We start from the raw sequence: 19,753 nt of genomic DNA, 5'->3' as shown, positions 1-19,753 counted from the left end.
TTCTGAAATAAGAAAAAAGGGATGTGGAATGTGCGTGAAAAAGAAAAATGTGATGACAAGTGTTTTATTGGCTGTCCCTCTTCTGTTTTCAGCAGGGTTTGGAGGATCCATGGCAAATGCCGAAACGGTCTCCAAAACAGATAGTGAAAAAAGCTATATTGTTGGTTTTAAAGCCTCTGCCACCACAAACAGCTCTAAGAAACAAGCTGTCGTTCAAAATGGTGGAAAACTAGAAAAACAATACCGCCTCATTAATGCTGCGCAAGTGAAAATGTCCGAACAAGCCGCCAAGAAACTTGAACATGACCCTAGCATTGCTTACGTAGAAGAAGACCATAAAGCAGAAGCATATGCACAAACCGTCCCTTATGGAATCCCTCAAATCAAAGCTCCAGCTGTACACGCTCAAGGTTATAAAGGTGCTAATGTCAAAGTAGCTGTCCTTGATACTGGAATCCACGCTGCACACCCTGACTTAAATGTTGCAGGCGGTGCGAGCTTCGTCCCTTCAGAGCCAAATGCCACCCAAGACTTTCAATCACATGGAACTCACGTAGCAGGAACCATTGCTGCCCTTGATAACACAATTGGTGTTCTTGGGGTCGCTCCAAGCGCTTCCCTATATGCTGTGAAAGTATTAGACCGTAATGGCGACGGACAATACAGCTGGATTATTAGCGGTATTGAATGGGCTGTAGCGAATAACATGGATGTCATCAATATGAGCTTAGGCGGACCAAACGGCTCCACAGCGCTTAAAAATGCTGTTGACACAGCGAATAACCGCGGAGTAGTTGTCGTTGCCGCAGCAGGAAATTCAGGTTCATTTGGCTCTACTAGCACCGTTGGCTATCCAGCAAAATACGATTCTACAATTGCTGTTGCCAATGTAAACAGTAACAATGTCAGAAACTCATCTTCTAGCGCAGGTCCTGAATTAGATGTTTCTGCACCTGGTACTTCTATTTTAAGTACAGTGCCAAGCAGTGGATACACTTCTTATACTGGAACATCTATGGCGTCTCCTCATGTAGCAGGAGCAGCAGCGCTTATCCTTTCTAAGTATCCGAATCTATCAACTTCTCAGGTTCGCCAGCGCTTAGAAAACACGGCAACACCGCTTGGTGACTCATTCTATTACGGAAAAGGGTTAATCAACGTTCAAGCGGCTTCTAACTAATCCAAATGTGATAATAAAAATCCGGCTGATCCAGCCGGATTTTATTTATTCCTGCTTTTTCGGCGTTTTCTCTTTTTCCGCTGCTTTTTCCATATCCATAATTCTTTCCATCATGGTCGGGTGTCCATAGCGGAAAATCTTCACTAGAAATGGTGGATTCACCTGGGAGAGCCCTGATTTTGCAAGCTTTTGAAAAGACGTTACGCCTGCATTCCCGTCTTTTGTCATGTTCACCGCATATTCGTCGGCTGCCCGTTCTTGATGCCTTGACACTGCATTTGTAAAAGGTGAAGCTGCAAATGACAGCATGGATACGATGATTAAAAGAAGCGGAAGAGCAGCGATGTCGTTAGACACCTTGAGTCGAAATGAGGCTGCTCCTTTTTGATAAAGATAAAAATAAAGACGGTCGATTACAAAAAATCCGGCCAGTGACAGCACTAAGTATCCTGCTAACCCAATATAGACATGTTTCATGACGTAATGTCCCATTTCATGCGCCATGATAAATAAAATTTCTCGGTCTTTCAGCTTTTGCAGTGTTGTGTCCCATAAGACAATACGCTTATTTTCACCTATTCCTGTGACATAAGCGTTCATCGTATTCGTTTTTTCAGACATATTGACCTCGTATACATGATCTGCCGGAATATGCGCTTTGTCTGCCAGCGTTAATATCTTCTTCTCTAGGGCTTGATCCTTTAGTGGATAAAAATTGTTATATAACGGATCAATGACGACCGGCTGTATAAAGAAGAGAAACAGCGTAACTGGGACTGTCAAACACCACGCATACAGCCACCAGCGCTTTCTTCTCTTTTGAATCAGCCAAAAGAACACAATAGCACAAAGGGCAAGGAGCGGATATTGAATCCAAAAATCCAGTGTTTGATCTTTCAACCAGCTTGCCGTACTTTGTGAAGATACTCCGTAGTGTAAAGACAGCTGATAGCCAATCCATTTAATTGGGAATGAAATGATCATTGTTAAAAGTGACAGCACAAACACATACACAAGTTTGCTTAAAAACTTGAAACGGGCTGCTGCCAAGCTCCAGTCTGCTATTTTCCGTGAAAACCCTGAAATGAGCAAAAGAAAAAAGACATACCAATCTAATGGGATGGTTATGAAATACAGCAGGTTCCGTATGTTCGAGAAATTCTCACTGATCACAAGCTCATGGCTTGTCATAAAAGTATGCGGATCTGCACTTGTCTCTTTTATACTTTCAGGTACCGATGAATCCCCCATTAGAAACAAATACGAATAAATAAAAAGACCGTACAATATGTATGCTACCGTTACAAGAGCTATCCATTTACGTACTCGCACAGGTCAGCCTCCCTTCCATCCCTCTCTCTATTCTAGTCGCGCATTTTTTCGTTTAGAACCTGTCTCATGTGGCTCCATCATAGCATGCCCCATCTGAAAAAGCTTTCGCGAAAAAAATGATTATGCGGCTCAAAAATCGGAGAAGCTACATGTAAAACAGTAAGTTGGAGGATCAAAATGAAGAAAATCCTTGCAGGAGTTGTGATTTTTGGACTTTTATTAATCACTTTCTTTTATGTGTTCAGCCGGACGAGCGAAATCTTTGATGAGAATCGAGCAGAAAAATTGCTGCTCTCACCTGCGAATGAATCAATCTCTTATGAAATAGATGATAAGGACACAGCAGAAGATTTAATTGAAGAATTAAATAAAGGCAAACAAACAAGCAATCATCTCAAGAAAAATTTAAAAAAGCCTGATTATATCGCCAAGGTGATGTTCGGACGAACAAACGGCACCACCTTCCAGCTTTGGACCAACCGATCACAGGTCGTTTTTTTAGTTGATGGAACGTTTTATGAACTGAATCAAAAACAGTCGAATTCTTTTCAGAGACAGTTAAAAGAAGCCATTCAAAAGAGCTAAAATAAAATGTCTTTGAGAGAAAACCTTGAATTGCGGGGATTTGTAAGGGAGCCTCCTCATCAGAGACTCCCTTTTTTTATTTACTTTCTTCTGCTTGATACTTTTCTCTTAGCGCTCTTCTTAAAATTTTACCAGTTGTGTTTTTAGGAATATCATCTATGAAATGGATCGTTTGGGGCTGCTTATATTTTGCTAAATAGCGTGAACAATGTGTGATGATGTCTTCTTGATTGATGTGAGCATGTTTCTTAGGGGAAATGTAACAGACGACTGCCTCTCCTGTGTTTGGGTCTGGCACACCGATGACAACGGCTTCTGCTACACCTTCATGTTGATATAGTACTTCTTCTACTTCTCTTGGATAAACATTATAACCGCCAACAAGAATCATATCCTTTTTCCGATCGACAATGTAAATATATCCGTCTTCATCTCTTCTCGCCAAATCGCCAGTATACAGCCAGCCGTCTCTTAGTGCAGCTTCCGTATCTTCTGGCATTTGATAATAGCCTTTCATGATGTTTGGCCCTTTTGCTATCAGCTCTCCGACTTCATTAGGACCGACTTCTTCTCCAAGTTCAGTCACAATTTTATTCTTCACATTCATAATGTCAGTTCCGACAGAACCCGGTTTTCTTTTTCCGTCAAGAGGATTGAATGCAGTCACTGGAGATGCCTCTGATAACCCATAGCCCTCAAGGACCGTAACTCCGAACTTTTTCTCAAAGCCATGCAGTAAGGCAACAGGCATTGAGGCACCGCCTGATATACAGATCCTCACAGATGACATCGCTTCATTATGCCCCTCCTGTCGGTACAAATAGTTATACATGGTGGGCACACCAACAAATAGCGTTGGCTTCTCTTTTTCCATCATGCGCAAAAGCTCTGACGGGCTGAAATGCGGCAAGACATAAATCGTCGCACCATGAATCAACGGCGCATTCATACAGACTGTTAAACAAAATACATGGAACATTGGCAAAGCGGCAATGACCTTGTCCTTTTTATCAATCGATAAATACTCAGCGACATCTCTGGCATTTGAATAAAGGTTGAAATGAGTCAGCATGGCACCTTTTGGTTTTCCTGTCGTGCCAGATGTAAATAAAATAACAGCGGTATCATCTGGCTGAATGGAAGGGTGTACGTTTTCATTCGCAGCACCTGTCACAAGCTTTCCAAAGAAAACAAGCCGATCAGATACTTCCTTGAAGCTTGATCTGCACGCCGCTTCATTTTCTGCACAAATAATGACTCTTTCAATGGAAGGAAGCTGCTCATACACCTGCTCGTACACTGGCAGAAGCTGTTCAGGCGCAACAATACCTTTAACATCACCTGTGATGAGCATATATCCAATTTCACTAGGTGTGTATGTTGGGTTAATAGGCACAACGACAAGCCCTGCCTTTAATGCGCCAAAAAAAGAAATGACAAAATGCGGTGAATTTCCTAAAATAAGCGCGATATGATCCCCGGCTTGAAACCCCCCTTCGCTCACTAATCCATCTGCAAAACGCTCGATACTTGTCATCAGCTCTCGATAGGTCCACTTCTTTCCTTCAAAGATCAATGCGATATTTTCTCCCTTCGTCATCGCCGTCTGCTGAAGATTTTTGATCAAATCCATTCTCCCACCCCTTACATGTCATCAATGAATGAATGGCCATTCATTTTATGGCCGAACATTCCTCCTTTCTATTATAATCGACAATCGAAAAAATCCACAAGATCAAATGTAAATCGCTTTCATTTCCTTCAATCAAAAAAGCACTGCTATGCCTAGCAGTGCTTTCCCGCGATTAATAAATCAAATCAAGAAAATCCTCTTTTGATACGTTGCCGAAATAGTGACGCATGTCCATATCTTCTAAGACGTCACTGATCGTTTTACGATCATATTGCTGGCCAATGAGCCGCTTCTCAATATCGGCAATATCTCCTACGCCAAAGAAATCACCAAAGATTTTGCAATCCTGGATCATCCCTTTTTTCACTTCTAATCGCAAATCAATGGAGCCTGCAGGGAATCTCTTAGAATGCTGCAAATTAAATTTCGGTGAACGGCCATAGTTCCATTCCCATTTTTGATAGCGATCTCGGGAAATCTCGTGAATCTTTTCCCAATCCTTTTCAGTCAGACGATATTGAGGCACGTCCCCATTTGTATCAAAAATGTAGCTTAAAAGAATTTTTCTAAACTCTTCTGTTGTCATTTTTTGATCCATCAGTTCACTAATATTGGCAACCCTGCTTCTAATTGATTTGATGCCTTTTGATTCAATCTTTTCTTTTTTCACATTTAAAGCCGAAACGACATGTTCAATTTCTGAATCAAATAGCAGTGTGCCGTGGCTGAAAATACGTCCTCTTGTTGCGAACTGGGCATTTCCAGAAATTTTACGTCCATCTGCCATGATGTCATTTCTGCCGCTCAATTCAGCTTTAACGCCTAGCTTTTCAAGCGCTTTGATAACTGGCTCTGTGAACTTTTTAAAGTTATGAAAGCTGTCTCCATCATCTTTTGTGATAAAGCTGAAGTTTAAGTTCCCTTTGTCATGGTAAACTGCACCACCGCCGGATAAGCGGCGCACGACTTTGATTCCATTGTCTTCCACATACTTTGTGTTGATTTCTTCTATTGTATTTTGGTTCTTTCCAATAATGATCGACGGCTGATTGATGTAAAACAGCAAATATGTTTCTTCTGGATCTAAATATTTTAAGCAATATTCTTCAATTGCCAAATTAATCATTGGATCATAATGTTGTTCGTTATCGATAAACAGCATCTCTATCTTCCTTCCTTGTTCCATCTAAGCCCTGAATGGGCAAGCTCTATACTGCCAGTATATAACGCCTGTGCTTCATTGACTAGGTCTTTATGACGTCCAAAATGGGGCAGATGGGTGATGATGAGTTCCCCAACATTTGCTTCCTTTGCAATCTTCCCTACTTCCGTACTGTTCATATGTCCGGCACCTGATCCATCTTGTCCAGCGTAAAAATTGCTTTCGGCAATGAGCAGATCTGCCCCCTTGCTAAATGGAATAAATGCCTCCTGATAGCTTGAGTCTGCTGTATACACGACCACAGCATCTTCTGCCTGAATTCTCATCGCATAGCATTCTGCCGGATGAACCGTTTTCAAAAAATCAATTTGAAAGGGTCCGAGTTCAATCCTTTCTTCTGGCTGGTAAGGCTTTGCCTTTGTATGTACATCATCAGAAAGCCGTCCAAATGCTTCTTGATCACCAGTATGTCCATAGATCGGAAGCGGGCCGCTGCTTTTTCCTAAATGATATCCCACTAGCTTTGCATATTGGAGTGGTCCGATATCAGCAATATGATCGTGGTGATAATGAGAAAGGAGAACAGCATCTAGTTCTTCTATATCAATGTATTGCTGCAGCTTTGAAAGAACACCGCTTCCGCAGTCTACAAGAAGACGAAAGCCATTTGATTCAAAAAGGTAGCCTGATGTCGCTTCACCAGCTGCCGGAAACCCTCCATAGCATCCAATCACGGTTAAGTTCAACGTCATTTTTCCCTCCTTTTCTAAAAATCCCCTTCTTACAATATACCCATTTTTCAAGGAAAAAGCATTCTTCCTGCCTATTGTTACAAAACAGATTGACAATTATTAATCTGTTATAATACAATAATAGCAACAAATCGTATTGGAGGATGACAAATGCTGGGAAAAATCACAGAGTTTTTTAGAAATTTGCCCTCAAAGAAATGCACAAAATGTGGAAATGATTTAATGGAACAGCACGAGTGTTACGGTAATGAATGTGAGGAATGCTCACAAGTAAGTTATCTTAAATAAGGAAATAAATTGAATGAAAAAGCACTTTTTTCCTCCGTCATCAGTTGGAGTCAAAGGTGCTTTTTATTTTTTCTGAAAAATAGGTAAAAAGGTAAAACCCTCGTCACAAAAGGGTTTTTTAGTATTTTCATATGATGACTTTTAGTTCTGAAGACACTTTTTATTGACTCGAAACAATGGAGGGGGTTCTAAATGTCTATTTTTTCTAATAATTTTGTATTTTCTTAATATAATTTAATCGTGGACGAACCTCTTTAAATTTAGTTATACTTTAATTCATATATTAAAACTTAATATGGTGGGAATATTCCTTTAATGAATATGTTAGGGAGGAAATCTATGAAAAAATTAAAATTTGGATTGGCTACTCAAATCCTAATCGGTCTTATTCTCGGTGTTGTTGTTGGGGCAATCTTTTTCGGTAACCCAGGTGTCGAGACATACTTAAAACCAATTGGAGACTTCTTCTTAAGGCTCATCAAGATGATTGTCATACCAATTGTCGTATCCAGCTTAATTTTAGGTGTTGCAGGTGCGGGTGATGGTAAAAAAGTAGGGAAACTAGGTTTTAGAACCATTCTTTATTTTGAAATTATCACAACATTTGCGATTGTCCTTGGTCTTGTGCTTGCAAACTTTGTACAGCCTGGTGCAGGCGTTGACTTTGGAAATACGGAAAAGCAAGATATTAGCCAGTATGTTGAAACGGAAAAAGAGCAAAGCAGCAAATCAGTTGCTGATACGTTCCTTCATATCGTTCCAACGAACTTCTTCCAATCATTGGCGGAAGGTGATTTGCTTGCGATTATTTTCTTCACTGTGCTATTTGCACTTGGCGTTTCAGCGATTGGCGAACGCGGTAAACCAGTGCTCGCCTTCTTCGAGGGTGTATCACATGCCATGTTCCATGTCGTCAATGTTGTGATGAAAGCTGCACCATTTGGTGTATTTGCACTCATTGGTGTGACCGTATCAAAATTTGGTCTTGAATCTCTCATTTCATTAGGTAAGCTTGTAGGTCTTGTTTATTTTGCGCTCGCTCTCTTCCTTATCGTTGTATTCGGAATTATCGGAAAGATGATTGGCGTCAATATTTTCAGATTTCTTGCTTACATGAAAGACGAAATGCTTCTTGCCTTTAGTACATCCAGCTCTGAAACAGTTTTACCAAGAGTTATGGATAAAATGGAGCGCATCGGATGTCCAAAAGGAATTGTTTCGTTCGTTATCCCAATCGGCTATACGTTTAATCTGGACGGCTCCGTCTTGTATCAAGCCATTGCTGCGCTTTTCCTTGCACAGGTATATGGCATTGACCTCACGATCGTCCAGCAGCTTACACTAGTTCTTGTGCTGATGGTAACATCTAAAGGAATGGCTGCCGTTCCTGGTACTTCATTTGTTGTATTACTCGCGACATTAGGAACGATCGGTGTACCTGCTGAAGGTCTTGCATTTATTGCAGGTGTGGACCGTATCATGGATATGGCGCGGACTGTTGTCAACTTAACAGGAAATGCACTTGCAGCTGTTGTCATGTCTAAATGGGAAGGGCAGTATGACCCTGAAAAAGGACATCGTGTGATGACTGGACAAGAGGCACCTGAGCCAACACAGCTTTCAAGCTAACCAAAAAGAACCCCATCTATCAGGGGTTCTTTTTTTATGCTGTGATTAATGGTGATTGAACATAGTAGTAAAGGAGATCCGCTGTATGGACAAGTGAATCTTCATGTGTTCTTTCAAAAGCATGCGAGGAATCTATACCAGGACCAATCAGTCCATGAATGATATCATGCCCTGCTCTAATGGCTGCTGATGCATCAGAGCCATAATAAGGGTAAATATCAAGGCGGTAATCAATGTTGTTCTCTTCTGCTAATGCAGCTAAATGCTTGCGTAATCCATAGTGATAAGGGCCGCTCGAATCCTTTACACAAATCGATACACTGTATTCATCTGTCGATTGACCGTCACCGATCGCACCCATATCTACAGCGAGATATTCCACTGTTTCTTCTGGAATATTCGAGTTGCCGCCGTAGCCAATCTCTTCATTATTGGAAATTAAAAAATGCGTCGTATGCGGCAATGTGATGTTTTCCTTTTGAATCCGGTGGATGAGCCGCAAAAGCAGCGCAACACTTGCCTTATCATCAAGATGTCTTGATTTAATAAACCCTGAAGACGTCACTTCCACTCTCGGATCAAATGAAATAAAGTCCCCTACTTGAATGCCAAGTGCTTTGACATCGTCTGCATTTTTCACTTTTTCATCGAGACGAATCTCCATATTTTCTTGGTTTCGTTTCGCTTTTCCAGCATCCGCATAAACATGAACGGATGTTTGATGCATAAGAATGGTCCCTGTGTATGTATGGCCTGATGCTGTTTCAATTTCACAATATTCGCCTTCAATTGAGTTATATTGAAAGCCTCCAATGAGTGCAAGACGAAGCCGTCCATTTGATTTAATTTCCTTAACCATCGCACCGAGCGTATCGACATGCGCTGTCAGCATGCGGTGTTCTTTGTCATCTGTCCCTTTGATTGTGGCAATTAATCCGCCTTTTCGATTTCTTTTTGTCTCAATATTTAAATCTTGTAAAAAACGTTCAACAAAGCCGATCACTTTTTCCGTATTTCCTGATGGACTTGGGATTGATACGAGCTTTTGAATCAGCTGAACGGTTTCGTTTACTTCAGTTGTCATTCGGCATTTCCTCCTTTATCTGAAAGCAATTCCTTCCATGTATGCCTTTTTCAGCATCTCTTCTTAAAATATATCGCTTCAGGTTCGAGATGTCTAATTTCAAATGAAAAATCCTTCCTCTATAAAGAGAAAGGATTCATGAATTAAGCTTCGTCCTGTTTCATTTTTCTTACGTTCCAAGCAAAGTATGCTGTAGTTGCCGCCATCATGATGATCGCAACTGTTCCAAGGATCGCTGCTTGGTGCCATAAATAGCTGTCATCACCGCTTGCAATGATCGTTCTAAATCCGTTGATTGTATACGTCATTGGAAGCAGACTATGAATGACTTGGAAGAATTTCGGCACAAGTTCAAGCGGGAATGTACCAGCACTTGCTGCGAGCTGAAGAACCAAGATAATAACGGCAATGAAGCGTCCTGGGTTCCCCATAGTTGTCGCCAGCAGCTGAATGATCGCTAAGAATGTCAGACTGACGATAATCGCAAAGAGATAGAAGCGCCAGAGGCTTTCCACCTCAAGACCAAGCCCAAAGATGAGCATGGAGCTTGCAATGACTGCTTGCAGGATACCGACAAAGAGGAGTACGCTATATTTGCTGAAAAACCATTCAAACGCGTTTCTAGGGCGTCCAGCAGGGTCTTTCATTGGGAATACAACGGTGAGCATGAGAGCCCCTACAAAGAGTCCCATCGATAAAATATAAGGTGTGAGCCCTGTACCATAATTATCGATCTTTTTCGCTGTATCATTTTCTGTTTTCACGGGACTCGCAATCATATTGTAATTGTCTTGACCCGCATCAATTTCTCCTGTTTCATCAGCGGCACTTTTTAATTTATCGGACAGCTTACCTGTACCGCTCTTTAAATCTCCCAATCCTTTATCGAGTGATTTTGAGCCTTCAGCAAGCTTAGATGTGTTGCTTTGGATATTCGTTGAACCACTTTCCAGCTTATTTAACGCTGCACTCAGCTGGCTTGAACCATTCGCAAGCTTATCTGCACCGCTTTTCGCTGTATCCAGCTTTCCATTTGCTGTTTGCAGACCATCTTGTAATTGGCCTTGACCTGTTTGGAGCTTAAGTGCACCTTGATACAATTTATTCGTACCAGATGTCATTTGATCAATCGCATTTTGTATCGCGACTGTAGATGTGTACAGCTGTTCCGTTTTCTTTGGCAGCTGTTTGACTTGCTGCAGCTGAGCTTTTGCAGAAGCAACCGCAGATTGAACCTCACTTGCATCAGGCAGTTCCTGCAAGGCCGCTAAGCTTTGTTCAAGTCCAGACAGATCTGGCAGTTCGATTTTAGGCAGACTGTCAAGCTGATCCATTGCCGCCTTTTTCTCTTCATCTGTCATTGAGCTGTTTTGGATGATGCTTTTTACTTTAGCATCTCGATTCGATAGCGCTTCTTTTAATGAAGCAAGTTTTGTACTAAACGTTTTTGCGTCTTTTTTCACCTGATCGAGTTTAGGCGCCATCTTTTCAAGGTTCGCTAATTCTGGTGACGACAAGACTTTTTCTACTGCTTCAATTTTTTCTGAAAAAGATTGTGCTTTGTTGTTTAGCTGCTCAATACCCGCTGTGAATTGCGGCATTTTAGAAGCGAGCTGCTGATGACCTTCACGGCTTGTGTTTAACCCTTCAGTCAATGTATCAATTCCTGTACCAAGCTCTCCAAATTTCTGATCGATGGTTTGATAGCCTGTTAAGAGCTGGCCAAGTCCGCTGTCAAGAGATTGTATCCCTGTGTTCAGTTCACCCATTTTACCAGCAAACTGATGAACACCTTCGCTATAGGTTAACGTTCCTTCAGCCAATTTTGCTAAATTGTCCTTTAACTTGTTACTGCCATCTTTTGCATTTTTTGTTCCGTCATCAATTTTCTTCGCACCATCGCTTGCTTGATCTAAGCCTTTTGCAATCGTTTTGAAGTTATCAAAAATGACCTCTGCATAATTTTTTGTGACTTCCTTTGAAACCGAATCTTTTAATTTGATAATGGCATTATTCGCAATTTGTGACGCCGCATAGTTGGCGCCTGGATTCGTATAATATTTCAGATTCGATTTTTTTGGATGCTTATCAAGGACTGTACTTGCATTTTTCGAGAAATCCTTTGGTATTTCCACGACGAGATAATAATCCTCATTATTTAATCCCTTCACTGCCTTTTCTTCACTATCGACAAAGTTCCATTTGAAATTATCGTTTTTCTTTAATTCCTTCACTAAATCATCGCCGACATGCAGTGTCTTCCCGTCATAATGACTGCCTTCATCCAAGTTGACAACCGCTACAGGCAACTGATCGACTGTACCATATGGATCCCAGTACGCTTTTAAAAATACACCGCTGTAAATCAGCGGAATAAATAAGACAGCTAAAATCGGGATCAGTAGTTTTTTGCTCGTCACAATGTCTTTCCATTGATTCCGAATTAAATTCATTGCTGTTTTCCTCCCATAGATGAATGACTAAATTTAGAATTTGGTCATTTGAACTAAAAAAAAATTATGGTGCTGCTAAAAGTCCTTTGAGTACATAAAGTTCCAGCGACTCGGCCACCTCTTCTTTTGTTAAAGGCTCGTATCGCTTTTCCCAATCAAAAATAAGTGCAATATATAGTTTCACCATCACAAATGCAGTCAATTCAGGATCACATGGCTTAATGTCGCCTTTATCAATCGCTTCTTTTACTTTCGTTTTGATATAGCGAATGATCATTTGCTCCATCTTCTCAATCATTTCCTTGACCGCTGACGTGCCAAGCTCCGCACTTTCCTGAAAGATTTTGATTGTGAGCTGGTGGTTTTTTCGAAATTCCAATATTGCAAAGAGTGCTAAGTGAAGGTTTTCAGAGAAACTTTTTTCCTCATCCATTGCTTCATCCGCAATTTTCCTCATCTCCATTAAAAGGGATGTGAAAATTTCATCGAACAGCTCTTCTTTGTTTTTGAAAAAGGTATAAATGGTTCCTTTTCCGACGTTGGCAAGCTTCGCCACAAGGTCCATTGTGGTGGCTTTATACCCGAATTGAGTAAATGCCTTCGTAGCCCCGTCTAAAATCATTTGTCTCCTATCAACACTCATGATCTCACTCCCAAAATGACTATTTGAACGTTTTGGTCATTAAGTACAGAAAGTAATATACCACACCCTTTTCCCCGGATGCAACAACTTTGTTCACATTTATGATTCCCAACTCTTTTCGATTGATTCGAACATGAAAAACTCCCTTTCCATGACAGAAAAGGGAGTTGTTTTTTTATGAAAATAGGTAAGATAAAGCTTCTGAAATAGCAGCTTTTCCTTGATCAATACAATCAGGGATTCCGACACCTTCAAAAGCAGCACCTGTGATATAAACACCAGGATATGATTGCTTAAACGTTTCTCGCATGTTCGAAATAGCTTTTTGATGACCGACGTGATACTGCGGCATGCTCGTCTTCCAGCGAGTCACTGTCGTCAGTTCTGGATCTGCTTTAATATCCATGATTTTTTTCAAATCCTCCAGCACGATGCTGACAATTTGATGGTCTGATTGCTCGACAATTGATTCGTCGCCAGCTTTCCCTACATAGGCACGCAATAGCGTTTTTCCTTTAGGAGCTGTATGCGGCCATTTTTTGTTCGTCCACGTACAGGCTGTAATAGAGAAATCACTGTTTCTTGAGATGACAAAACCAGTACCGTCATATTCATTATGAACATCCTCTTCTTTAAAACCGAGTGCCACCGTTGCAACAGAAGTAGATGTCATATCATGCAAGTACTCAAGCCCTGCTTCTTTTGGAAACATGGAATAGATCGATTGATGCGGAGTTGTCACAATGGCTGAATCAGCAAAAAGCGTTTGACCGCTGTCTAACTGCACACCGTAGCCCCCATCTGTTTTTTCAATCTGCTGCACTTTTGTCCCTTTATAAATCGTTGTCAGCTTGAGCTTGCTTTCTACTGCTTCAACAAGCGCTTGCAGTCCTTGATTGATCGTTTGGAACTGCCCTTGTCTTTTCGCTGTCACTTGCTGCGCTTTCGCATGCTGCTGTGATTTTTTCATCCCAAGAATCAAACTGCGATGCTTTTGTTCTGTTTGATAAAACTGCGGGAAGGTGGACATTAAGCTGAGACGGTCAATGTCACCTGCATAAATGCCTGATAGAAGAGGTTCGATTAAATTCTCAACTACTTCATCACCGACACGTCTTCTAAAAAATTCACCGAGCGACTGATCTTCTGTTTGCTTGCTTTTTGGCAAGACGAAATCCATTGCGGCTCTCGCTTTTCCTGCAACTGAAAAAAGACCGGTTGTGATGAATGGGCTGATTTGAGTTGGAATACCCATGACAGCGCCTTTTGGCATCGGGTGAAGAGTTTCATTGACTAGTACATATGCCTGCCCTGTTTCATTATTGACGAGCTGATCTGCGAGACCCACATCCTTCGCCAGCTGCGGTCCACTGACCTTTCTTTCTAAAAATGAATCAGGTCCACGTTCAATGATGTAGCCGTCTTTATATAATGTTTGTATTTTTCCACCTAGCCTAGGGCTCGCTTCAATAAGAGATATTTGAATGGGAAGACCTTTTTCTTCGACTTCCTTTTCCAAATAGAAGGCGGCGGCTAAACCAGTGATGCCACCGCCAATGATGACAAGGTGTTTTTGATTGTCATGCATAGGATCGCCTTCTTTTATATAATTACTTGCTTTCGTCAAGCTTCTTTAATACGACAGTTGCGAGGGCATCAATAAATGCTGGTTTCGCATTTGGCATTTCTGGACGATAGTAGGCTGCACCGATTTCATCTGTCACGACTTTACATTCATAATCGTTGTCGTATAACACTTCAAGATGGTCAGCGACAAATCCAACAGGCACATATACGAACGTTTTATAGCCTTTTTGTTCGAATAGGTCCCGTGTTAAGTCTTGAACGTCTGGTCCAAGCCATGGATCAGGCGTGTTGCCTTCACTTTGCCAGCCAATTTCATAATGTTCAATTCCTGCACCTTCTGCAATCATTTTGGCAGATTGTGCGAGCTGATCAGGATATGGATCTCCTGCTGCAATAATCTTTTCAGGAAGGCTGTGTGCAGACACAATGAGTACGGCTGATTCTCTTTCCTCTTCACTCATCGATGCATACGTATCCTTCACTTGTTTCACCCAATAGTCCACAAACTTCGGCTCATCGTACCAGCTTTCCACAGACGTAATCTTCAGATTGCCAAGCTTGTCTGCCTCATCTTGTGCACGCTTGTTATACGATTTCACACTAAAGGTTGAAAAATGCGGCGCAAGAACAATACTCACTGCTTCTGTGATGCCGTCCTTGTGCATCTCTGCAACTGCATCCTCAATGAACGGCTCAATATGCTTTAAGCCAATGTAGACATGAAATTCAATGTCGTCTTGGATGTCGTTCAAATGATCACACAAACCATTTGCCTGCTGTTCGGTAATTTTTGATAAAGGAGAAATACCGCCGATTGCCTTGTAGCGATCCATCAAATCTTGCAGCATCTCTGGCTCCGGCTTTCTGCCTCTGCGGATATGTGTATAATAACGCTCAATATCTTCTTCTTTATATGGGGTGCCATATGCCATGACAAGAAGTCCCATTTTCTTTTTCTCCACAACCAACACTCCTTCAGATCATTTGAAATAGTTTAGATGGATGATTTTTTATGTTTCGCTGAATAATCGTGAATAAAATCTGTCAGCTTCTTTAACGTATCTGGTGAAACATCTGGAAATACCCCATGACCTAAGTTAAAGATAAAGTGATCTGATTTCATTCCTTGATCTAAAATAGCTTTTGCTCTCTCTTCAATGACTTCCCAAGGAGCAAGTAAAATGGTTGGATCAAGGTTCCCCTGTAACGTTTTTGTGAGCCCTTCTTTTCTTGCTTCGTCTACACTCATACGCCAATCCAGTCCAACCACATCAAGCGGCAGGTCATGCCAGTCTTTCGCTAAATGGCTTGCTCCAACTCCATACATGATCATTGGGACGTTTTCAGACTTCAGCTCTGTGAAAATTCGCTGCATGACAGGCTTAATGAATGTCCGGTAATCTGCTGCATTTAAAGCACCAACCCATGAGTCGAAAATTTGAAATGCACTGACCCCGGCTTTTACCTGCGCGCGTATGTACGTAATCGTCATATCAGCTAACTTGTTCATAAGCAGCATCCACGCCTCAGGATCACTGTACATCAGTGCCTTTGTTTTATGATAATTTTTAGATGGGCCGCCTTCAATCATATAGCTTGCCATCGTAAATGGTGCGCCAGCAAAACCGATAAGCGGAACATTCAGCTGCTCCTTCGTTAAAAGCTGAATGGTATCAAGCACATATGGCAGGTCTTCTTCAGGATGAAGTTCCCCAAGACGTTCGATATCTGCTTTAGATCGAATCGGTGCATCAATCACAGGTCCAATTCCATTTTTAATTTCTACGTCCACTCCAATAGCCGGAAGCGGGGTCATAATATCTTTATATAAAATAGCGGCATCTACACCATATTGTTCTACAGGAAGTCTCGTTACATAAGCACATAGCTCTGGCTGATGCGTAATTTCAAATAGCCCGTATTTTTCTTTAAGGGCACGATATTCAGGCTGTGAGCGTCCTGCCTGTCTCATATACCAAACTGGTACATGGTCTGTTTTTTCCCCTTTACACGCCTTTAAGAACGTGTCATTAAAAACCTTCGTTTTTCCCATTACCTTTCATTCCACCTTTCGCCTTATACTCTCTTTTTGTACAAGGCTCAAACCTGCTTTTACTATACCGTTTTTTCAAGGCACGGTATACTAAAGCGGCTCAATGTTCAAAAAATCGCCGAATATTAACGTCCAAAAGCCTCTGGCTTGACATATGGACTGCCTTCGCCTTCTTCTTGCGTTTGGGTATTATATGGAACAACCTTATACTCTGCATTTGAAAATACATTGGCATACGGCATTGTATAGCTGCCCACGCCTGTCACTGTGTCGATCAGCGTCTCGCTTCCATTTCTCTTTTCATAAATGCGGTATTCAACGCGTTTATCCTCTTGATTGTCCCAAGACAGCTCTAATGTAAACAATCCTTTGATTTTAAACGCATAGCGGGCTTCAAATCCTGATAGTCCCTCTAAATGGATAGGCGACTCGAGCTCTTTTATCCCCTCTGGTTTTTCAAACGTTTCATTGGTGATTTGAGCTGCTGTTAAAATATCTTTAAACAGCTGCACCGGGAATTGACTGCCGCCGGTTAAATAGTGACTGTTATCGGTTTTGTCATACCCCATCCAAATCGCACCCGTTGTACTAGGCGTATAGCCGGCAAACCAAGCATCCTTTGTTGCACCTTTCACACCTGAATATGTGGTCGTACCTGTCTTACCTGCTAAATCTCCAGCGTATGAACCGCTCTGGGCTGTCCCGCCTTTGACGACTTGCTGAAGCATTCTTGTCATATTCCAAGCATTCTGCACGCTAAACACTCGTTCTTGCTTACCACGATTCTTTTCTACAGTTTCTCCTTCATCATTGGTGATTTTCTGAATGAAGAAAGGCTTTTTATATACGCCTTCATTTGCAAATGTATGGAAGGCTCCAGCGATCTGTAATGGAGAAACTCCTTTTTCTAAACCGCCAAGCGCCATGGCTAGTCCTTTATCCGAGATATCTATCCCCATTTTCTCAAGATATGATTTCGACGTGTCAATGCCCAGCTGGCTTAACGTCCACACAGCAGCGGTATTTTTACTTTTCATGAGGGCATCCACCATTGTGACCCTTCCTTCATACTGCCCATCGTAATTCTTTGGTGAATAGCCGTCATAGCTTTTTTCTTTGTCTTCAAGCAATGAATAAGGTCTGAATTTTTTCTCCTGCATTGCCGGACCGTAGACCGCGATCGGCTTAAAAACAGATCCAGGCTGCCTAACAGCTGTCACCCTGTTGTAGCCTCTCGCCTGATATTCTCGTCCACCGATGGCTGCTTTCACTCCGCCAGACTCGTTATCAATGAATACGGCGCTGCCTTCCGGAGAACCGCTTTTTCCCGGGAAATAACGGTTGTTCTTCATCGCATCATATGCGGTTTTTTGCAGATTCATATCAATCGGAACTGTAATGGTATAGCCGCCTTGAAGCAATTGTTCATGTGAAATGGCATACTCTGACTCTGCTTCTTTAATGATGAGATCAACATAGCTGTCCACCCAAGGCGTTTCTGATTTCTTTTTCAAATGAATGCCTAGTGTTCTCCCTTTTGCTTCTACTGTTTCTGTTGAAGACAAATATCCTTGTTCGTTCATTAAATTCAGGATGGTGTCCCGCCTTTGTTTATTTTTATCAGGGTGTAAAACAGGCGAATAAGAAGATGGTGCCTTTGGCATCGCAGCGAGTGTGGCACCTTCGCTGACCGTTAAATCTTTGACATCCTTACTAAAGTAATAATTGGCTGCTGCCTGAATACCATAAACACCATGGCCAAAGTATAGCTGATTCAAATACATCTCAAGCAGCTTATCCTTTGAATAATCTCTTTCTAAGTTAATGGCAATAATGACTTCTTTTGTTTTTCGAAGAAAGGTTTTGTCATTTGTGAGAAAAATATTTTTTGCGAGCTGCTGGGTGATTGTACTGCCGCCCTCTACCTTCCCTCCTGCTAATATATCTCGATAAACCGCCCTTGAAATAGACTGTGCATCAATGCCGTGATGCTCATAAAAACGCTTGTCCTCAACAGCCACAAAAGCTTTTGCTACTTTATCAGGCACCTCTTTTAATGACACAGGATCCCGATTTTCTGAATACATGCTTGTGAGTTCTTTTCCATTCTGATCAATGATTTTGGAGGAAGCGTGAAAAACAAGCTTCTTTTCATCTATGACATAATGTCCTAAAAATAAAATCGTCAGATAGCCAATAAATGAGAGTACGATTGTACTTCCTGCAATGACTAATGGAATGATTATCTTCTTTTTCTTCAAATTAGGTCACCTCATTCCTTTATACGGATAGTATGGGATGTATTGCTTCATAATATGTTTTATGGATTGACTGCCAAAGAATTATATATCATTCTTTTGTTATACTATCAAGCAGGAGGCGGTTTAGATGAATTTCTATATTACATATGGAACAGCAGATTTTTTGCATAAAATCGCAAAGAAACACCATCTGGAAAATCTGCTTTATATGGTCGGAAAAGAACAAGCAGCTCTTTTTCATGAAACGGAGGGTGAGACTGTATTTAAAGCCCCTCATGCCTATGATGTGATTTATGCGAAAGGCGCGCTTGTCCAATCTGGTTTCGTCACCTTGAATCATATCCCTGTTAAGCTTGAAAGCAGAGCACTGTTTGAATCCACCTTTCAGAAAAAGACGAACATCTCAGAACATCAGCGCGGCTTCCAGGCTATTCGCGTTTTAAGACCGCAAAAAGATGAAGAAGTTTATTTGATTTTGACACTTTGGGAATCAGAGGACTTATTTCAAGACTTTCAAGAATCAGAAGCATTCTTTCAGCCACACGAGGATACAGGCTCCATTTTCTCTCGTCCAGCTTACCTCACATCCTATCATGCCGTCACAGACAATTAAGGAAGTGCTGCTCTCAGCACTTCTTTTTTTCATCAAAAAAAGCCCAGTCGATGGGCTCTTCATTTTATGAGCTTGATTTCAGCTCGTACCGATGAATGATCGGCTGAAGCACATAGAAATTCAGCAATATCCAACCTAATAAGACCGGCCACTTCAACATAGGTGAAGCACCTTTCAATTGAATCAGCAGCACCAATAGTGGAATCAAGCAGATCATGAAAAAACTCATTTTTGAGAGAAATGTTTCTTTAATTTGATGCCGGCAGCTTGGACACATCATCATTTTCGTATGTGATAAATGAAATTTTTCGACGAAAGAAAATGTTTTTGAACAATTTGGACAGCTTCCCAACGCTACTCCTCCCTTTCCCTGCTTCATATCAACTTCGACTTTTATGTAAAATGACCTTTTGCTACTGACCACGAAATCCTCTTCTGTTGAAAGATTCTAACAATTACCATACAATCAGTAAAAGAGCATGAAGGAGGTTTTCGATT

The 19,753-nt window shown here is 41.4% G+C and carries 17 protein-coding genes; 5 read left to right on the top strand and 12 right to left on the bottom strand.

Annotated elements, in window-relative coordinates; all coding sequences use genetic code 11:
• Positions 1–34: 34 nt before the first annotated feature.
• Positions 35–1,180 carry a S8 family peptidase gene (locus tag MHB66_RS05035; RefSeq protein WP_041117216.1) on the top strand — a complete coding sequence of 382 codons (1,146 nt, stop codon included), beginning with the start codon at positions 35–37 and terminating at the stop codon, positions 1,178–1,180.
• Positions 1,181–1,225: 45 nt separating this feature from the next.
• Here MHB66_RS05035 and MHB66_RS05030 read toward each other — a convergent pair whose 3' ends face one another.
• Complete coding sequence (locus MHB66_RS05030) at positions 1,226–2,512, bottom strand: M48 family metallopeptidase (RefSeq protein WP_034282187.1); 1,287 nt, start codon at positions 2,510–2,512, stop codon at positions 1,226–1,228.
• A gap of 177 nt (positions 2,513–2,689) precedes the next feature.
• Between MHB66_RS05030 and MHB66_RS05025 the strand changes: the two genes are divergently transcribed.
• A complete protein-coding gene (locus MHB66_RS05025; protein ID WP_034282188.1) occupies positions 2,690–3,097 on the top strand; it encodes a hypothetical protein in 408 nt (135 codons plus the stop codon).
• 76 nt (positions 3,098–3,173) lie between these two features.
• On the opposite strand, the gene MHB66_RS05020 is transcribed toward MHB66_RS05025, so the two are convergent.
• From MHB66_RS05020 to MHB66_RS05010, 3 genes are all read right to left on the bottom strand, one after another.
• Complete coding sequence (locus MHB66_RS05020; RefSeq protein ID WP_046310453.1) at positions 3,174–4,730, bottom strand: fatty acid--CoA ligase family protein; 1,557 nt, start codon at positions 4,728–4,730, stop codon at positions 3,174–3,176.
• A gap of 172 nt (positions 4,731–4,902) precedes the next feature.
• Entirely contained in the window at positions 4,903–5,892 is a 990-nt protein-coding gene (locus MHB66_RS05015) for a lipoate--protein ligase (RefSeq protein ID WP_024425472.1), read from the bottom strand.
• 2 nt (positions 5,893–5,894) lie between these two features.
• Entirely contained in the window at positions 5,895–6,638 is a 744-nt protein-coding gene (locus MHB66_RS05010) for an MBL fold metallo-hydrolase (RefSeq protein WP_046312197.1), read from the bottom strand.
• A gap of 156 nt (positions 6,639–6,794) precedes the next feature.
• Here MHB66_RS05010 and yhfH point away from each other — a divergent pair, with 156 nt between their 5' ends.
• Together yhfH and MHB66_RS05000 are read left to right on the top strand one after the other, a co-directional pair.
• Entirely contained in the window at positions 6,795–6,932 is a 138-nt protein-coding gene (gene yhfH, locus MHB66_RS05005) for a protein YhfH (protein ID WP_008359029.1), read from the top strand.
• A 339-nt stretch (positions 6,933–7,271) separates the two neighbouring features.
• Positions 7,272–8,561, top strand: a complete 1,290-nt coding sequence (locus MHB66_RS05000) for a cation:dicarboxylase symporter family transporter (protein WP_034282190.1) — start codon at positions 7,272–7,274, stop codon at positions 8,559–8,561.
• 34 nt (positions 8,562–8,595) lie between these two features.
• Here MHB66_RS05000 and MHB66_RS04995 read toward each other — a convergent pair whose 3' ends face one another.
• The 7 genes from MHB66_RS04995 to MHB66_RS04965 form a co-directional block, all read right to left on the bottom strand.
• Positions 8,596–9,645 carry a M42 family metallopeptidase gene (locus MHB66_RS04995; RefSeq protein ID WP_046310449.1) on the bottom strand — a complete coding sequence of 350 codons (1,050 nt, stop codon included), beginning with the start codon at positions 9,643–9,645 and terminating at the stop codon, positions 8,596–8,598.
• Positions 9,646–9,788: 143 nt separating this feature from the next.
• On the bottom strand, positions 9,789–12,098 hold the full coding sequence (locus MHB66_RS04990) for a YhgE/Pip domain-containing protein (protein WP_046310447.1): 2,310 nt from the start codon (positions 12,096–12,098) through the stop codon (positions 9,789–9,791).
• Positions 12,099–12,162: 64 nt separating this feature from the next.
• On the bottom strand, positions 12,163–12,741 hold the full coding sequence (locus MHB66_RS04985; RefSeq protein ID WP_041117030.1) for a TetR/AcrR family transcriptional regulator: 579 nt from the start codon (positions 12,739–12,741) through the stop codon (positions 12,163–12,165).
• 175 nt (positions 12,742–12,916) lie between these two features.
• Positions 12,917–14,329: a protoporphyrinogen oxidase gene (gene hemY / locus MHB66_RS04980; protein ID WP_041117028.1), complete on the bottom strand. Its 1,413-nt coding sequence runs from the start codon at positions 14,327–14,329 to the stop codon at positions 12,917–12,919.
• A gap of 22 nt (positions 14,330–14,351) precedes the next feature.
• A complete protein-coding gene (hemH, locus tag MHB66_RS04975) occupies positions 14,352–15,290 on the bottom strand; it encodes a ferrochelatase (RefSeq protein ID WP_046310445.1) in 939 nt (312 codons plus the stop codon).
• A gap of 32 nt (positions 15,291–15,322) precedes the next feature.
• A complete protein-coding gene (gene hemE / locus MHB66_RS04970) occupies positions 15,323–16,381 on the bottom strand; it encodes a uroporphyrinogen decarboxylase (protein WP_041117026.1) in 1,059 nt (352 codons plus the stop codon).
• 125 nt (positions 16,382–16,506) lie between these two features.
• On the bottom strand, positions 16,507–18,642 hold the full coding sequence (locus MHB66_RS04965) for a PBP1A family penicillin-binding protein (protein ID WP_041117024.1): 2,136 nt from the start codon (positions 18,640–18,642) through the stop codon (positions 16,507–16,509).
• 127 nt (positions 18,643–18,769) lie between these two features.
• Here MHB66_RS04965 and MHB66_RS04960 point away from each other — a divergent pair, with 127 nt between their 5' ends.
• A complete protein-coding gene (locus MHB66_RS04960; RefSeq protein WP_034282197.1) occupies positions 18,770–19,255 on the top strand; it encodes an antibiotic biosynthesis monooxygenase in 486 nt (161 codons plus the stop codon).
• A gap of 64 nt (positions 19,256–19,319) precedes the next feature.
• Here MHB66_RS04960 and MHB66_RS04955 read toward each other — a convergent pair whose 3' ends face one another.
• Positions 19,320–19,472 (bottom strand): hypothetical protein, encoded by a 153-nt coding sequence (locus MHB66_RS04955; RefSeq protein WP_224426392.1) that lies wholly within the window; start codon positions 19,470–19,472, stop codon positions 19,320–19,322.
• Positions 19,473–19,753: the final 281 nt, after the last annotated feature.

The organism is Bacillus sp. FSL L8-0167 (genome assembly GCF_038630295.1).
Lineage (GTDB): Bacteria > Bacillota > Bacilli > Bacillales > Bacillaceae > Bacillus > Bacillus safensis.
The sequence above is the reverse complement of the archived record's forward strand: the minus strand, read 5'-3'. Positions and strand labels throughout refer to the sequence as shown.

What these genes read in the sequence shown, in the direction of transcription:
- MHB66_RS05025 (WP_034282188.1), top strand. Translation starts at nt 2,690, where the DNA reads ATGAAGAAAATCCTTGCAGGAGTTGTGATTTTTGGACTTTTATTAATC.
- MHB66_RS05020 (WP_046310453.1), bottom strand. Translation starts at nt 4,730, where the DNA reads ATGGATTTGATCAAAAATCTTCAGCAGACGGCGATGACGAAGGGAGAA.
- MHB66_RS05015 (WP_024425472.1), bottom strand. Translation starts at nt 5,892, where the DNA reads ATGCTGTTTATCGATAACGAACAACATTATGATCCAATGATTAATTTG.
- yhfH (WP_008359029.1), top strand. Translation starts at nt 6,795, where the DNA reads ATGCTGGGAAAAATCACAGAGTTTTTTAGAAATTTGCCCTCAAAGAAA.
- MHB66_RS05000 (WP_034282190.1), top strand. Translation starts at nt 7,272, where the DNA reads ATGAAAAAATTAAAATTTGGATTGGCTACTCAAATCCTAATCGGTCTT.
- MHB66_RS04995 (WP_046310449.1), bottom strand. Translation starts at nt 9,645, where the DNA reads ATGACAACTGAAGTAAACGAAACCGTTCAGCTGATTCAAAAGCTCGTA.
- MHB66_RS04990 (WP_046310447.1), bottom strand. Translation starts at nt 12,098, where the DNA reads ATGAATTTAATTCGGAATCAATGGAAAGACATTGTGACGAGCAAAAAA.
- MHB66_RS04985 (WP_041117030.1), bottom strand. Translation starts at nt 12,741, where the DNA reads ATGAGTGTTGATAGGAGACAAATGATTTTAGACGGGGCTACGAAGGCA.
- hemY (WP_041117028.1), bottom strand. Translation starts at nt 14,329, where the DNA reads ATGCATGACAATCAAAAACACCTTGTCATCATTGGCGGTGGCATCACT.
- hemE (WP_041117026.1), bottom strand. Translation starts at nt 16,381, where the DNA reads ATGGGAAAAACGAAGGTTTTTAATGACACGTTCTTAAAGGCGTGTAAA.
- MHB66_RS04960 (WP_034282197.1), top strand. Translation starts at nt 18,770, where the DNA reads ATGAATTTCTATATTACATATGGAACAGCAGATTTTTTGCATAAAATC.
- MHB66_RS04955 (WP_224426392.1), bottom strand. Translation starts at nt 19,472, where the DNA reads ATGATCTGCTTGATTCCACTATTGGTGCTGCTGATTCAATTGAAAGGT.